Below are 14,024 nucleotides of genomic sequence, written 5' to 3'. Positions count from 1 at the left end.
AGGACCGATCACGATCCAGCGCGGCCCTCACCACGCCCGGACTGGGCTGAACTCAACCGGTGTTGCGCAACCCAGCCGCGATCCCGGCCACGGTCACCAGCAAGGCCTGCTCCAACGGGCTGTCCAGAGCGGCTTCGCGGCTGCGCGAGCGTGCCAGCAACTCGGCCTGCAGGCGGTGCAGCGGGTCCAGGTAGGTGTTGCGCAGGCGGATGAATTCCAAGGTTTCCGGGCTGTGCGCCAGTAGCACCGACTGCCCGGTCAGACCCAGTACCACCTGGCACGACTGCGACAATAGGTCGCGTAGGTGCGCGCCCAACGGCAGCAGTTCGGGTTGCACCAGACGTTCGTCGTAGGCCTCGGCGATCTGCGCATCGGCCTTGGCCAGGACCATCTCCAGCATGTCGATGCGGGTACGGAAGAACGGCCATTGTTCGCGCATCTGCGCCAGCAGCGCCCCCTGCCCGCGTGCCAGGGCATTGCTCAGCGCGGTCTCCCAGCCGAGCCAGGCCGGCAGCATCAGCCGTGTCTGGGTCCAGCCGAAGATCCAAGGGATCGCCCTCAGGCTTTCGATGCCGCCGGCGCGGCGCTTGGCCGGGCGACTGCCCAGCGGCAGGCGGCCAAGCTCCTGCTCGGGGGTGGACTGACGGAAGTACTCGACGAAGTCCGGATTTTCGCGCACCACGGCCCGGTAGGCCTTGACCCCGTCGGCGGCCAGCTGGTCCATCAGTACGCGCCAGGCCGGCTCAGGCGGCGGCGGTGGCAACAGGGTCGCCTCCAGCACCGCGGCCAGGTAGAGATTGAGGTTCTGTTCGGCGATGCCCGGCAGACCGAACTTGAAGCGGATCATCTCGCCCTGTTCGGTGGTGCGGAAACGGCCACCCACCGACCCCGGCGGCTGCGACAGGATCGCCGCGTGGGCTGGGCCGCCGCCACGCCCGACCGTGCCACCGCGACCATGGAACAGCAGCAACTCTACCTGGTGCTCACGGCAGATACGTACCAGGTTTTCCTGGGCGCGGTACTGGGCCCATGCCGCCGCCGTGGTGCCGGCATCCTTGGCCGAGTCGGAATAGCCGATCATCACCTCCTGCGGGCCGTGCAGGCCGGCACGATAGCCGGGGAGCCCGAGCAGGCGCTCCATGACCGGGCCTGCGTTGTCAAGGTCGGCCAGGGTCTCGAACAGGGGTACCACGCGCATCGGCCGGGTCAGCCCGGCCTCCTTGAGCAACAGCTGCACCGCCAGTACATCGGACGCCGCGCCGGCCATGGAAATCACGTACGACCCCAGCGACGCCGCCGGGGCCGCAGCGATTTCGCGGCAGGTGGCGAGTACTTCGGCGGTATCGGTCTGGGGCTGGAAATGCGCCGGCAGCAGGGGGCGGCGGTTCTTCAGTTCGGTCTGGAGGAACGTGATGCGTCGCTCTTCGTCCCACTCGGCGTAGCGGCCCAGGCCGAGGTAGTCGGTGATTTCCGACAGCGCGTCGCGATGGCGGGCAGCGTCCTGACGTACGTCCAGGCGCACCAGGAACAGACCGAAAGTCACCGCCCGGCGCAGGCAGTCGAGCAACGGGCCGTCGGCGATCACGCCCATGCCACACTCATGCAGCGACTGGTAGCACAGCTCCAGCGGCGCGATGAGGTCGCGATTGTCCACCAGCACCGCCGCGCTGGCCGGCTGCGTCGCGGCCAACGAGGCGTGGGCCCAGGCGCGGGTGGCACGCAGACGGTCGCGCAACTGCTTGAGCAGCGCCCGGTATGGTTCGGCGCTGTCCCCGACCTTTTCCTTGAGCGCGGCGCTGGCCTGCTGCATGGACAGCTCGGCGGCCAGGTAGTCGATATCGCGCAGGAACAGGTCGGCGGCCATCCAGCGCGCCAGCAAGAGCACTTCGCGGGTTACCGCCGCCGTGACATTGGGATTGCCGTCACGATCACCGCCCATCCACGAGGCGAAGCGAATCGGCGCCGCCTCCAGCGGCAGGTGCAGGCCAGTCGCCTCGAACAGAGCCGCATCGACCTTGCGCAGGTGGCTGGGCACAGCCTGCCACAATGAGTGCTCGATCACGGCGAAGCCCCACTTGGCCTCGTCCACCGGTGTGGGCCGGGTCCTGCGGATTTCCTCGGTGTGCCAGGATTCGGCGATCAGCCGGCGCAGGCGTTCGCGCACCTGCTGGCGCTCGGCCGGGATCAGGTCGCGGTGATCCTGCGCGGCCAGCTGCGCGGCAATGGCGTCGTACTTCTGGATCAAGGTGCGGCGCGCCACCTCGGTGGGGTGCGCGGTGAGCACCAGTTCGATGTTCAACTTGCCCAGTTGCCTGGCCAGCTCATCGTTGCCATGGCCAGCGGCCTTCAGGCGCGTCAGCAACTCGGGGAGCACCCGCGCCTCGAACGGTTCGGGTTGGCCAGCGTCACGGCGGCGGATCAGCTGGTACTGCTCGGCGATGTTGGCCAGGTTGAGGAACTGGTTGAACGCCCGCGCCACCGGCAGCAGGTCTTGCTCGGCCAGGTCGCCCAGGGTCGAGCTCAGTTGCTCGCCCGCTCCACGGCGGTCGGCCTTGGCGCTGTGGCGGATATCCTCGATCTTCTGCAGGAATGCCTCGCCATGCTGCTGGCGGATAGTCTCGCCAAGCAGTTCTCCCAAAAGGTGCACATCCTCGCGCAAGCGCAGATCGATATCACTCATCAGCCTTCTCCACTCCAGGAAACCGCATGCGCCCAAGAGTGCCCACTCGCGACCATTCCTGGCAAGGCGCATGCTGCCAAAGCAACTAAAGTGAACACAGATCATTCGAAGCAATGCCACTCCAGGCTTTGACAGAGGTCATCATGAAAATTCGCCAACTCGCCCAGCACTGGGAACAAAACGCCGCCGGCCGCCTGAGCCCCACCGGCCATGTCCTGCACCTGGACATGGAAGCAGAAGCGCGTCTGGCCGCGCTGATCGACATGTATCCCAAGCGCAGCCCCGAGGAGCTCTTGGGCGAGTTGGTGGCGGCGGCACTGGAAGAGCTGGAGGCCAGCTTCCCCTACGTCAAGGGCCAGCAAGTGATTGCCACCGACGAGGAAGGTGACCCGCTGTACGAGGACATCGGCCCTACTCCGCGCTTTCTGGCTCTCTCCAGGCGCCATCTGCAAGCCCTTGGCCGTGTGCATAAAGACCCCTCGTACTGAGCCACTTCGGGTGCCGGGCACTGCCCGGCATACCGTCATTTACAGCGGAAGTTCCAGGCGAAAACCGCTGACTGATTAGTCAGAAAAAAATACCTTTAGCGTGCAAATTTTTCTGAACTATTCAAAAAACACTCCGGTCACAGCCAATAGCCATCACGGCAAAACCCTGTAAACACGGGCCTTTGCGCCCGACACTGGCAACAGGGGAACAGCGATTGTCACGGCGTGGCATCGTCGTTTAACAGGAGTGACCCAATGGAGTTGACCACCATGAAGACCCGCATCGCACAACCTTCCTCCACTCATCTGCGCGGGCTCAAGCTGGCCGCGCTGGCCCTGGGCAGCAGCCTGGTGCTGGCCGGCTGCGCGGGCAAGCCGCCTACCGAGCAATACGCCGTGACCCAATCGGCGGTCAACTCGGCGGTCAGTGCCGGTGGCACCGAGTTCGCAGCAGTGGAGATGAAGGCTGCCCAGGACAAGTTCAAGAAAGCCGAAATCGCCATGCACGACAAGAAGTATGACGAGGCCAAGCTGCTGGCCGAGCAAGCCGAATGGGACGCTCGCCTTGCCGAGCGCAAAGCCCAGGCAGCCAAGGCCCAGAAGGCCGTGCAGGATGCTCGCCAGGGTGTCCAGGACGTACGTGAGGAAGGCCTGCGCAGCGTTGAATAAGCCTGCTCAGCTTCCACTGCCTTCGTTAAAGATCAAAGGATGAACACTATGCGCAATTACGTCATGATTCCCGCCCTGCTGGCCCTCAGCGTCGGCCTCGCCGCCTGCTCCCACGACCCGAACGCCAACCTCGAGTCGGCCCGCACCAATTTCTCCGCCCTGCAGAGCGATCCGCAGTCGAGCAAAGTGGCCGCGCTCGAGACCAAGGACGCTCAGGACTGGCTGAACAAGGCCGACAAGGCCTACATGGATCGCGAGGATGAGAAGAAGGTCGACCAGCTCGCCTACCTCACCAATCAACGCGTTGAAGTGGCCAAGCAGACCATTGCCCTGCGCACCGCAGAGGGTGAACTGAAAAACGCCGCGGCACAACGCGCCCAGGCCAAGCTCGACGCCCGCGATGCGCAGATCAAGAAACTGCAGGACAGCCTCAACGCCAAGCAGACCGACCGTGGCACCCTGGTGACCTTCGGCGACGTGCTGTTCGACTTCAACAAGGCGGAGCTCAAGAGCAGCGCCTACCCGAACGTCACCAAGCTGGCGCAGTTCCTTCAGGAGAACCCTGAACGCAAGGTGATCGTCGAGGGCTACACCGACAGCGTTGGTTCTGCCAACTACAACCAGACCCTGTCCGAACGTCGCGCCTCCGCAGTGCGCATGGCCCTGGTGCGTGCCGGTGTGGATCCTGCGCGCATCGTTGCCCAGGGTTACGGCAAGGAGTATCCGGTTGCTGACAACAGCAGCAACTCCGGCCGCGCGCAAAACCGTCGTGTGGAAGTAACCATCTCCAACGACAACCAGCCGGTGGCACCACGCTCGGTCAGCCAGATCCAGTAACGGTTGCCCGTTGCGTTGAATGAAAAGCCCCGCCTTGATGGCGGGGCTTTTCGTTGCAACCACTCTTGCAAGCCGCTAACGAAAACGCCCCGAACGGGTCGGGGCGTTTACCTGGCACCTGTCACCGGCTACTGGAACAGCGACTCGCTAGACAGGCCATTCTTCTCAAGGATCTCACGCAGGCGCTTCAGGCCTTCGACTTGAATCTGCCGTACCCGCTCGCGGGTCAGGCCGATCTCCAACCCGACATCCTCCAAGGTACTGCTTTCATGCCCACGCAGGCCGAAGCGTCGTACCACCACCTCACGTTGCTTGTCGGTCAACTCACCCAGCCACTGGTCTATGCTCTGCGACAGATCATCATCCTGCAGCAGTTCGCATGGGTCGGTTGGACGATCATCGGTCAGTGTGTCGAGCAGTGTCTTGTCGGAGTCCGGCCCCAACGAGACATCCACCGAAGACACCCGCTCGTTCAGGCCAAGCATGCGCTTGACCTCGGCCACCGGTTTCTCCAGCAGGCTGGCGATTTCTTCCGGCGACGGCTCGTGGTCGAGTTTCTGCGTCAACTCGCGGGCAGCGCGCAGGTAGACGTTGAGCTCCTTTACCACGTGGATGGGCAGGCGAATGGTGCGGGTCTGGTTCATGATCGCCCGCTCGATGGTCTGGCGGATCCACCAGGTCGCGTAGGTCGAGAAGCGGAAGCCGCGCTCGGGGTCGAACTTCTCTACCGCACGAATCAGCCCCAGGTTGCCTTCCTCGATCAGGTCGAGCAACGACAGGCCGCGATTGACGTAACGGCGGGCGATCTTGACCACCAGGCGCAGGTTGCTTTCGATCATGCGCTTGCGGCCGGCCGGGTCGCCTTTTTGCGACAGACGCGCGAAATGCACTTCTTCCTCTGGCGAAAGCAGGGGCGAGAAGCCGATTTCGTTGAGATACAGTTGGGTCGCATCAAGTGCCCGACTGTAGTCGATGTACTTGTGCTGCTTGAGCGATGCGCCCTGTTTCGACTTGGTCCGAACCGAAGGTACAGCAGGTTCGTCTGACACCACATCCGTTTCCAAAACGATGCCCGTCTCCATCAGAAGCAGGTCATCGTCGATGTCAAACTCCGGCACTTCTTTACTGAGAGCCATTGTTATAGTCCTTTGCTGAGTTCGAACTCAGACTCGAGCGTCACCCTTCCATGGCAGCGCTGGAGCCTGTCCCCTCTACATCCAAGGAACAGGCTGGGACAATGATCAACGGCGTGGCAGGAACTGGAGTGGATCGACGGGTTTGCCCTGGCGGCGAATCTCGAAATGCAGCTTCACCCGATCAGTGCCCGTGGACCCCATTTCTGCGATCGTCTGCCCTGCCTTGACCTGCTGCCCCTCCCGAACCAAAAGCCTGCGGTTATGACCGTAGGCACTGACGTAGGTATCGCTGTGTTTGATGATGATGAGCTCGCCATAGCCCCTCAAGCCACTGCCGGCGTAGACCACCGCTCCATCAGACGCAGCAAAAACAGGCTGTCCCAAATCACCGGCGATATCAATGCCTTTATTCAAACTACCGTTTGAAGCGAATTTTCCAATCAGCACGCCGTTCGCCGGCCACGTCCAACCGCCGACGGCGCGCTCTGCGGCGGGCACCTGGGCAACCGTTTGCGAGGTGGTGGAAGGGGCAGTTGTGGCACTTTTGCCATTGCTGGTCGCCGGTGCCGTGGTGGCGACCGGCCGGCGGATCACGGTGGTCCGGCTCGACGACGAAGTGCTGCCGACGACCGTCGTGCTGCCCCCCGCGCCGCTGCTGAAACGGATCGGCTGGCCCGGGCGGATGGTGTAGGGGGCGGGAATATTGTTGCGCGCCGCCAGCTCCTTGTAGTCCCAACCGTAGCGGAAGGCGATGGAGAACAGCGTGTCGCCGGGTTTGACGATGTACTGGCCAGAGGTAACGGTCGGGCGCTTGGGCGCGGCGTTGTTGCGGTCGACCACGCGGGCGCCGTTCGAGCTGGTGCTGGAACAGCCAGCCAGCAGGGTCCCCATGGCCAGCGCGATCACCAGAAGCTTCAATACCGACCGATCCTTGCGCTGCCGCATGCCTGTGTGACCCACCCGCGCTCCCCTCATGCTGTCAAAAATGACGATACAAAATGCAATATTGTTTCAATTATAACCGAGCCATCCTGCTTGGGGTGACTCGCTGTTGGCCTGATCGGTGTCCGAAAAGCGCCACGCCAGATAGACAGGGCCCAGACGCAAGAATTCGTCGTCGGCGCAAATATTCCGTGGCCCCGTTCAGGCCAGTGGGCCATTGAGCAACGGCACGAAGCGCACGGCCCCAAGTACCCGGCGCGAGAAGCCATGCTCTTCGCGCACGATCAGCATCAGTTGCTGGGTCTCCCCCGCCGGCCCGACCGGGATCACCATGCGCCCACCTGGCGCCAACTGATCGAGCAGTGCCTGCGGCACTTCAGGCGCGACTGCGGTGACGATGATGCCGTTGTACGGCGCCAGCGCCGGCCACCCTTCGCAGCCGTCGCCCCAGCGGAACACCACATTGCGCAGGTTGAGTTCGACCAGACGCTCCTTGGCCCGGTCCTGCAGCACCTTGATGCGCTCCACCGAGAACACCCGCTCGACCAGTTGGGCGAGGATCGCGGTCTGGTAGCCTGAACCGGTGCCGATCTCCAGCACCTTGTCCAAGGGGCCCGCCTCGAGCAACAGCTCGCTCATGTGCGCGACCATGAACGGCTGGGAAATCGTCTGGTTGTGGCCGATCGGCAGCGCCGTGTCTTCATAGGCGCGATGGGCCAGGGCTTCATCGACGAACAGGTGGCGCGGGGTACGACGAATGGCTTCGAGCACCTTGGCGTTCGACACGCCTTCCTCATAGAGCCGCTGGATCAGCCGCTCCCGAGTACGCTGGGAGGTCATGCCGATGCCGCGGCGCTGCAGATCGTCCTGTTCGCGCATCAGAGCAGGCCCTCCAGCCAACCGTCGAGGCGCTCGAAGGCATCGTTGAAGGTGCGGTCCAGCTGCAGTGGCGTTATCGATACGTAGCCCTGCATCACGGCATGGAAGTCGGTGCCCGGGCCGCCGTCTTCGGCATCGCCGGCCACGGCGATCCAGTAGCCTTCCTTGCCCCGCGGATTGACCACCTTGGTCGGCGCCGCGGCCCGCGCGCGGTGCCCCAGGCGGGTGAGCTGGATGCCACGGATATGCTCCAGCGGCAGGTTGGGGATGTTGACGTTGAGCACGGTGCGCGGCGGCAACGCCAGGCGCGACTGCGCCTCGACCAGGCGCCGGGCAATGTAGGCGGCGGTCGGCAGGTTGTCGGGCAGGCGCGACAGCAGCGAGAAGGCCAGCGAGGTGCCGCCGAGGAAGCGCCCCTCCAACGCCGCAGCCACCGTGCCCGAATAGAGCACGTCATCCCCCAGGTTGGCGCCCAGGTTGATGCCGGACACCACCATGTCGGGGGTTTCCGGCAGCAGGCCGTTGAGCCCCAGGTGCACGCAGTCGGTGGGCGTGCCGTTGAGGCTGATGAAGCCGTTGGCCAAGGTCTGCGGGTGCAGCGGCCGGTCCAGTGTCAGCGAACTGCCGGCACCGCTCTTGTCTTGATCCGGGGCAATCACCACGCACTCGGCATGGTCCACCAACGCTTCATGCAGCGCGGCGAGGCCGGGTGCGGTAACACCGTCGTCATTCGAAATCAGAATACGCATGGGCTGTCCGTCTGCCCTGCCGGCACCAGATCGACGAGTTCGCGCACCACCACGGTGGCGAAGCATCCGGCCGGAAGGACGAATTCCAGTTGCAGGATATCAGGCTCGGGATAATGCCACGTCAGCCGCCCAATAGGGAGCCGCAGGATGCGCCGTTCGTGATCCATGCCCGCTCGCGCCAGCCAATCGCACAGCGCCGGATGTCGTCCGGCCACCGTGGACTCAAGATCCAGGGTCGCGCCCTGGCTCGGTGCCGCACCGGCGCCCCACAGCGGGCCGGTCGGGTGCAGGTCGAGAATGGCCAGGCGCGGGTCGTTGCACTCGGCCTCGCCGGCCACGAAGAAGCTGCGCTTGTCGGTGAAGGCCAGCAGGTCGCCGACCTGGGCGCGCTGCCAGCTGCCGTCGGCGACACGGGCGGCAAGCACCTGGTTGAACAGGTAGCTGCGCCCGGCCGACAGCAGCCGCGAACGCAAGTTGCGCTGCTCGGGCAGCGCCTGGCGAGCGGCCCAGTCCTGGGCGTCGTGTACATTGCCACCGCCATGGCCGAAGCGCTGGCTACCGAAGTAGTTGGGCACGCCCTGCTGCTTGAGCTGCTCCAGGCGGGCATCGAGGGCCTGGTGGTCGGCCTGCAGCGCGGTCAGGCGCAAGGTGAAGCCATTGGCCGAATGCGCACCACGCTGCAGCTTGCGCTGGTGGCGCACCTGCTTGAGCACGCGCAGGGTGTCGTCCTCGGCACGGGACAGGTCTGGGTCGGCCTTGCCCGGCAGATGCAGGCTGAACCACTGGCGGGTCAGGGCCTGGCGGTCCTTGAGGCCGGCATAGCTGATGGCGCGCACCGGCACGCCGGCGGCGCGGGCCAGGCGGCGAGCCGCCTCCTCGGTGTTGAGGTCGCGCTTCTCGACCCACAGCCACAGGTGTTCGCCCTGGCCGGACAGCGGGATATCCAGGACTTCATCAACCTGGAAGTCTTCAGCCACCGCCTTGAGCACCGCGGTGCCCAAGACATCGCCCGAGGCCCGAGGGCCCAGCAGTTCCAGTTCGGTCATGCTGATAGCAGCAGGGCGACCGCATGCACGGCGATGCCCTCCTCGCGACCGGTGAAGCCCAGCTTTTCTTCAGTAGTGGCCTTGACGTTGACCTGGTCGAGCTCGACCTGCAGGTCTGCGGCGATCTGCTGGCGCATGGTCTCGATGTGCGGGGCCATCTTCGGTGCCTGGGCGACGATGGTGGCGTCGATGTTGCCGACCTTCCAGCCCTTGTCGCGCACGACAGCGACCACGTGGCGCAGCAGCACCCGGCTGTCGGCGCCCTTGAACTGCGGGTCGGTATCGGGGAAATGCTTGCCGATGTCCCCCAGCGCCGCGGCGCCCAGCAAGGCATCGCTCAGGGCGTGCAGCAGCACGTCGCCGTCGGAGTGGGCCAGCAGGCCGAACTTGTGGGGGATACGCACCCCGCCCAAGGTAATGAAATCACCGTCGCAGAAACGATGGACATCGTAGCCGTGGCCAATACGCATAGAAGAACGCCCTGATTGAGTCAGGGCGTGATTCTACCTGCTTTTGCGGCAATGGGGCTGCTTCACGGCCCTGCGGCTCAGACCCTGCCCAGTGCCACCGCATGATGGCGCAGGTGTTCATCGATGAAGCTGGCGATGAAGTAGTAGCTATGGTCGTAGCCTGGCTGCAGGCGCAGGGTCAGCCCATGGCCGCCCTTGCGCGCCGCCTGCTCCAGCGCCTCTGGCTTGAGCTGCTTTTCAAGGAAGTCATCGCGATCCCCCTGGTCCACCAGCAACGGCGGGCACTCGTCCGCCTCGGCCAGCAGCACACTGGCATCCCACTCGCGCCACTGTGCCCGGTCTTCGCCCAGGTAGCGGCTGAAGGCCTTCTCGCCCCACGGGCAATCCATTGGATTGCTGATCGGTGAGAACGCCGACACCGAGCGGTAGCGCCCCGGGTTGCGCAAGGCGCAGACCAGCGCGCCATGCCCGCCCATCGAGTGGCCACTGATACTGCGCAGGTCGGACGCCGGGAAATGTTCCTCGATCAATGCCGGCAACTCGTGCACCACATAGTCGTGCATCTGGTAGTTGCGGGCCCAGGGCTGCTGGATGGCATTGAGGTAGAACCCCGCGCCGAGGCCGAAGTCCCAGGCACCGTCCGGATCGCCCGGCACCTGCTCGCCACGCGGGCTGGTGTCCGGGGCGACGATGATCAGCCCAAGCTCCGCGGCCAGGCGCTGGGCGCCGGCCTTCTGCATGAAGTTCTCGTCGGTGCAGGTCAGGCCGCTGAGCCAGTACAGAACAGGCAGCTTTTCGCCCTGCTCGGCCTGGGGCGGCAGGTACACCGCGAACACCATGTCGCAGCCAAGCACCTTGGAGCTGTGCCGGTAACGCTTGTGCCAGCCGCCGAAGCTTTTCTGGCAAGAGATGTTTTCCAGCGTCATGGCGAGGGCCTCAGAAGTGGATCACGCTGCGGATGCTCTTGCCTTCGTGCATCAGGTCGAAAGCTTTGTTGATGTCCTCCAGGCCCATGGTATGGGTAATGAAGGTGTCCAGCGGGATCTCGCCTTTCTCGGACATTTCCACGTAGCTCGGCAGCTCGCTGCGGCCACGCACACCGCCGAAGGCCGAACCGCGCCAGACGCGACCGGTGACCAGCTGGAACGGACGGGTGGCGATTTCCTGGCCGGCACCGGCCACGCCGATGATCACCGACTCGCCCCAGCCCTTGTGGCAGCATTCCAGCGCCGCGCGCATCAGTTGCACATTGCCGATGCACTCGAAGGAGAAGTCCACGCCACCGTCGGTGAGGTCGACGATCACTTCCTGGATCGGGCGATCGTAGTCTTTCGGGTTGATGCAGTCGGTGGCGCCCAGCTGGCGGGCGATCTCGAACTTGGCCGGGTTGATGTCGATGGCGATGATGCGCGAAGCCTTGGCCTTGACCGCGCCGATCACTGCCGACAGACCGATGCCGCCGAGGCCGAAGATGGCAACGGTGTCACCCGGCTTGACCTTGGCGGTATTGAGCACCGCGCCAATACCGGTAGTCACGCCGCAGCCAAGCAGGCAGACCTTCTCCAGCGGAGCCTCTTTCTGGATCTTGGCCACGGAAATTTCCGGCAGCACGGTGTACTCGGAAAAGGTCGAGGTGCCCATGTAGTGGAACAGCTGCTGGCCCTTGTAGCTGAAACGGGTGGTGCCGTCGGGCATCAGGCCCTTGCCCTGGGTGGCGCGGATGGCCTGGCACAGGTTGGTCTTGCCCGAGCGGCAGAACTTGCACTGGCCACATTCCGGGGTATACAGCGGGATGACATGGTCGCCCACCGCCACCGAGGTCACGCCCTCGCCAATCGCCTCGACGATCGCCCCGCCCTCATGGCCAAGGATCGAAGGGAAGATGCCTTCCGGGTCGGCGCCGGACAGGGTGTAGGCGTCAGTGTGGCAGACACCGGAGGCGACGACGCGCAGCAGCACTTCACCGGCCTTGGGCATGGCTACGTCGACTTCGACGATTTCCAGGGGTTTCTTGGCCTCGAAGGCGACGGCGGCACGGGACTTGATCATCAAGGGTCTCCAGAGAAGATGTCGATTGCAGGCTGTCAGTGTAATTCACTGACTTTTTGTGAATAATCAAGGCATTCACAAAACATTATTGCCATGCAGGGATAATCCATGAGCAGTCGCTGGGAAGGCATCGACGAATTCGTCGCGGTGGCAGAAATGGGCCAGTTCACCGCCGCCGCCGAACGCCTCGGAGTGTCGTCTTCGCACATCAGCCGGCAGATCGCCCGCCTGGAGGAACGCCTACAGACTCGCCTGTTGTACCGCAGCACGCGGCGAGTGACCCTCAGCGAAGCCGGCCAGACATTCCTCCAGCACTGCCAGCGCCTGCAGGATGGCCGCGAGGAAGCGCTACGCGCCATGGGCGACCTGGCCAGCGAACCCAAGGGCCTGCTACGCATGACCTGCGCGGTGGCCTATGGCGAGCGTTTCATCGTGCCGTTGGTGACGCGGATCATGGCGCTGTATCCGCAGCTACGGGTGGAAGTGGAGCTGAGCAACCGCACCTTAGACCTGTTGCACGAAGGCATGGACCTGGCAATCCGCCTGGGCCGCCTGCAGGATTCCCGGCTGGTGGCCACGCGCCTGGCGCCGCGGCGCATGTTCCTGTGCGCATCACCGGCGTACCTGGAGCGCTATGGGCGGCCGCACAGCGTGTCGGAGTTGGCGCGGCACAATTGCCTGGTCGGCAGCTCCGACCTGTGGGCGCTGCAGCAGGAGGGTCGCGAGATCAGCCAGCGGGTGCAGGGCAACTGGCGTTGCAACAGCGGCCAGGCGGTGCTGGATGCGGCATTGCAGGGGATGGGCTTGTGCCAGTTGCCGGACTACTACGTGCTCGAGCACTTGCACAGCGGGGCGCTGGTATCACTGCTGGAGGGGCACCAACCGCCGAATACAGCGGTGTGGGCGTTGTATCCGCAGCAGCGGCATCTTTCACCAAAGGTGCGGCGGTTGGTGGACTATCTCAAGGAAGGATTGGCGCAGTTGCCGGAGTATAGGACTCTCTAAACAGCGTGGGAGCGCCTATTTCAGCAACGCCCAGCCCATCGCTGGCGCAGCCACTCCAGGTCCTCTGGCCGGGTCACCTTTATATTGTCGCTGCGCCCTTCGACCAGGCGCGGCGCATACCCGGCCCACTCGATGGCGGACGACTCATCGGTGACTGCTACATCGGACACCAGGCACTCGGCCAGCGCCCGGTGCAACATGCCGAGGCGGAACATCTGCGGGGTGTAGGCTTGCCAGACGGTGCTGCGGTCGACCGTCGCCGCCACCCTGCCCTCGCCGTCGGCACGCTTGAGCGTGTCCCGAGCGGGTACGGCGAGCAATCCACCGACGGGATCTTCAGCCAGGGCTGACAGCAACTTGTCCAGATCGCTGCGCGCCAGATTCGGCCGCGCGGCATCGTGCACCAGCACCCAGTCGTCATCCGACGCGCCCTGGGCGTGCAGCAGCAATAGCGCATTGAGCACCGAGTCAGCGCGCTCGTCACCACCCGGGGCACGCTGGATACGCGGATCGCTGGCACAGCGCAGGCCGGGCCAGTAAGGGTCGTGTTCGGCAATACTGACCACCACCCCCTTGAGCATGGGATGGTCGAGGAAACAGTCGAGGCTATGCTCGAGAATGGTCTGCCCGCCCAGTTGCAGGTACTGCTTGGGCCGGTCGGCTGCCATGCGGGCACCAATGCCCGCGGCGGGAATCACGGCCCAGAAGGCCGGCAGTTCGTTTGTCATTTCTGTGGCAGCTGGTAGAGGGTTTCACCCTCCTTGACCATCCCCAGTTCATGACGAGCCCGTTCTTCCACGGTCTCCATACCTTTCTTCAACTCCAGGACCTCGGCATCGAGCACACGATTGCGCTCCAGCAGGCGCTCGTTTTCCGCATGCTGGTCGGCGATCTGCTGCTTGAGTTCGGTCACTTGCGCGAGGCTGCCATTACCTACCCAAAGGCGATATTGCAGGCCGCCGAGCAGCAGGAGCAGGACGAGGAACAACCAATAGGGACTGCGCATGAAGATATCCAGGGTAAAAAAGGCCGCCGCAGCGAGCTTCCGATAGCACGAAGCCTGGCCGAGGCCAG

At 64.3% G+C, this 14,024-nt stretch carries 15 protein-coding genes; 4 read left to right on the top strand and 11 right to left on the bottom strand.

The window, feature by feature from the left end:
* Positions 1 to 52 precede the first annotated feature (52 nt).
* Positions 53 to 2,680, bottom strand: coding sequence for a phosphoenolpyruvate carboxylase (gene ppc, locus OH705_RS19920; protein ID WP_267302831.1), 2,628 nt, complete (start codon positions 2,678 to 2,680; stop codon positions 53 to 55).
* A gap of 143 nt (positions 2,681 to 2,823) precedes the next feature.
* On the opposite strand from ppc, the gene OH705_RS19915 reads away from it, so the two are divergent.
* The 3 genes from OH705_RS19915 (at position 2,824) to OH705_RS19905 (ending at position 4,674) form a co-directional block, all read left to right on the top strand.
* Positions 2,824 to 3,168: a pilin assembly protein gene (locus tag OH705_RS19915; protein ID WP_267302830.1), complete on the top strand. Its 345-nt coding sequence runs from the start codon at positions 2,824 to 2,826 to the stop codon at positions 3,166 to 3,168.
* Positions 3,169 to 3,423: 255 nt separating this feature from the next.
* Positions 3,424 to 3,837, top strand: coding sequence for a DUF4398 domain-containing protein (locus tag OH705_RS19910; RefSeq protein WP_267302829.1), 414 nt, complete (start codon positions 3,424 to 3,426; stop codon positions 3,835 to 3,837).
* 48 nt (positions 3,838 to 3,885) lie between these two features.
* Positions 3,886 to 4,674: an OmpA family protein gene (locus OH705_RS19905; protein WP_023630102.1), complete on the top strand. Its 789-nt coding sequence runs from the start codon at positions 3,886 to 3,888 to the stop codon at positions 4,672 to 4,674.
* Positions 4,675 to 4,802: 128 nt separating this feature from the next.
* Here the strand turns inward: OH705_RS19905 and rpoS are convergent, their stop codons facing one another.
* The 8 genes from rpoS to OH705_RS19865 all read right to left on the bottom strand — a co-directional run bounded on the left by rpoS (position 4,803) and on the right by OH705_RS19865 (position 11,945).
* On the bottom strand, positions 4,803 to 5,810 hold the full coding sequence (gene rpoS, locus OH705_RS19900) for an RNA polymerase sigma factor RpoS (protein WP_011535249.1): 1,008 nt from the start codon (positions 5,808 to 5,810) through the stop codon (positions 4,803 to 4,805).
* A gap of 105 nt (positions 5,811 to 5,915) precedes the next feature.
* Positions 5,916 to 6,770, bottom strand: coding sequence for a peptidoglycan DD-metalloendopeptidase family protein (locus tag OH705_RS19895; protein ID WP_038706680.1), 855 nt, complete (start codon positions 6,768 to 6,770; stop codon positions 5,916 to 5,918).
* Between the two features lie 183 nt (positions 6,771 to 6,953).
* Complete coding sequence (locus OH705_RS19890) at positions 6,954 to 7,592, bottom strand: protein-L-isoaspartate(D-aspartate) O-methyltransferase (RefSeq protein ID WP_162175259.1); 639 nt, start codon at positions 7,590 to 7,592, stop codon at positions 6,954 to 6,956.
* 38 nt (positions 7,593 to 7,630) lie between these two features.
* Positions 7,631 to 8,380: a 5'/3'-nucleotidase SurE gene (gene surE / locus OH705_RS19885; RefSeq protein WP_038706681.1), complete on the bottom strand. Its 750-nt coding sequence runs from the start codon at positions 8,378 to 8,380 to the stop codon at positions 7,631 to 7,633.
* Positions 8,368 to 9,426: a tRNA pseudouridine(13) synthase TruD gene (gene truD, locus OH705_RS19880; RefSeq protein WP_038706682.1), complete on the bottom strand. Its 1,059-nt coding sequence runs from the start codon at positions 9,424 to 9,426 to the stop codon at positions 8,368 to 8,370. The genes surE and truD overlap by 13 nt, the downstream gene beginning before the upstream one ends.
* Positions 9,423 to 9,896, bottom strand: a complete 474-nt coding sequence (gene ispF, locus OH705_RS19875) for a 2-C-methyl-D-erythritol 2,4-cyclodiphosphate synthase (RefSeq protein ID WP_023630834.1) — start codon at positions 9,894 to 9,896, stop codon at positions 9,423 to 9,425. Before ispF ends, truD begins: the two co-directional genes overlap by 4 nt.
* Positions 9,897 to 9,973: 77 nt before the next feature.
* Positions 9,974 to 10,822 (bottom strand): S-formylglutathione hydrolase, encoded by an 849-nt coding sequence (fghA, locus tag OH705_RS19870; protein ID WP_110605197.1) that lies wholly within the window; start codon positions 10,820 to 10,822, stop codon positions 9,974 to 9,976.
* Positions 10,823 to 10,832: 10 nt separating this feature from the next.
* Positions 10,833 to 11,945: an S-(hydroxymethyl)glutathione dehydrogenase/class III alcohol dehydrogenase gene (locus OH705_RS19865; RefSeq protein ID WP_031315222.1), complete on the bottom strand. Its 1,113-nt coding sequence runs from the start codon at positions 11,943 to 11,945 to the stop codon at positions 10,833 to 10,835.
* Between the two features lie 108 nt (positions 11,946 to 12,053).
* Here OH705_RS19865 and OH705_RS19860 point away from each other — a divergent pair, with 108 nt between their 5' ends.
* A complete protein-coding gene (locus tag OH705_RS19860; RefSeq protein WP_267302828.1) occupies positions 12,054 to 12,950 on the top strand; it encodes a LysR substrate-binding domain-containing protein in 897 nt (298 codons plus the stop codon).
* Between the two features lie 20 nt (positions 12,951 to 12,970).
* On the opposite strand, the gene ispD is transcribed toward OH705_RS19860, so the two are convergent.
* Complete coding sequence (gene ispD / locus OH705_RS19855) at positions 12,971 to 13,678, bottom strand: 2-C-methyl-D-erythritol 4-phosphate cytidylyltransferase (protein ID WP_094012419.1); 708 nt, start codon at positions 13,676 to 13,678, stop codon at positions 12,971 to 12,973.
* Entirely contained in the window at positions 13,675 to 13,956 is a 282-nt protein-coding gene (gene ftsB / locus OH705_RS19850; RefSeq protein WP_011535259.1) for a cell division protein FtsB, read from the bottom strand. Before ftsB ends, ispD begins: the two co-directional genes overlap by 4 nt.
* Positions 13,957 to 14,024 lie beyond the last annotated feature (68 nt).

The organism is Pseudomonas sp. BJa3, from assembly GCF_026343815.1.
Taxonomy (GTDB): Bacteria; Pseudomonadota; Gammaproteobacteria; order Pseudomonadales; family Pseudomonadaceae; genus Aquipseudomonas; species Aquipseudomonas soli.
This window is presented reverse-complemented; position numbering and strand designations above follow the sequence as displayed.

What these genes read in the sequence shown, in the direction of transcription:
- ppc (WP_267302831.1), bottom strand. Translation starts at nt 2,680, where the DNA reads ATGAGTGATATCGATCTGCGCTTGCGCGAGGATGTGCACCTTTTGGGA.
- OH705_RS19915 (WP_267302830.1), top strand. Translation starts at nt 2,824, where the DNA reads ATGAAAATTCGCCAACTCGCCCAGCACTGGGAACAAAACGCCGCCGGC.
- OH705_RS19910 (WP_267302829.1), top strand. Translation starts at nt 3,424, where the DNA reads ATGGAGTTGACCACCATGAAGACCCGCATCGCACAACCTTCCTCCACT.
- OH705_RS19905 (WP_023630102.1), top strand. Translation starts at nt 3,886, where the DNA reads ATGCGCAATTACGTCATGATTCCCGCCCTGCTGGCCCTCAGCGTCGGC.
- rpoS (WP_011535249.1), bottom strand. Translation starts at nt 5,810, where the DNA reads ATGGCTCTCAGTAAAGAAGTGCCGGAGTTTGACATCGACGATGACCTG.
- OH705_RS19890 (WP_162175259.1), bottom strand. Translation starts at nt 7,592, where the DNA reads ATGACCTCCCAGCGTACTCGGGAGCGGCTGATCCAGCGGCTCTATGAG.
- surE (WP_038706681.1), bottom strand. Translation starts at nt 8,380, where the DNA reads ATGCGTATTCTGATTTCGAATGACGACGGTGTTACCGCACCCGGCCTC.
- truD (WP_038706682.1), bottom strand. Translation starts at nt 9,426, where the DNA reads ATGACCGAACTGGAACTGCTGGGCCCTCGGGCCTCGGGCGATGTCTTG.
- ispF (WP_023630834.1), bottom strand. Translation starts at nt 9,896, where the DNA reads ATGCGTATTGGCCACGGCTACGATGTCCATCGTTTCTGCGACGGTGAT.
- fghA (WP_110605197.1), bottom strand. Translation starts at nt 10,822, where the DNA reads ATGACGCTGGAAAACATCTCTTGCCAGAAAAGCTTCGGCGGCTGGCAC.
- OH705_RS19865 (WP_031315222.1), bottom strand. Translation starts at nt 11,945, where the DNA reads ATGATCAAGTCCCGTGCCGCCGTCGCCTTCGAGGCCAAGAAACCCCTG.
- OH705_RS19860 (WP_267302828.1), top strand. Translation starts at nt 12,054, where the DNA reads ATGAGCAGTCGCTGGGAAGGCATCGACGAATTCGTCGCGGTGGCAGAA.
- ispD (WP_094012419.1), bottom strand. Translation starts at nt 13,678, where the DNA reads ATGACAAACGAACTGCCGGCCTTCTGGGCCGTGATTCCCGCCGCGGGC.
- ftsB (WP_011535259.1), bottom strand. Translation starts at nt 13,956, where the DNA reads ATGCGCAGTCCCTATTGGTTGTTCCTCGTCCTGCTCCTGCTGCTCGGC.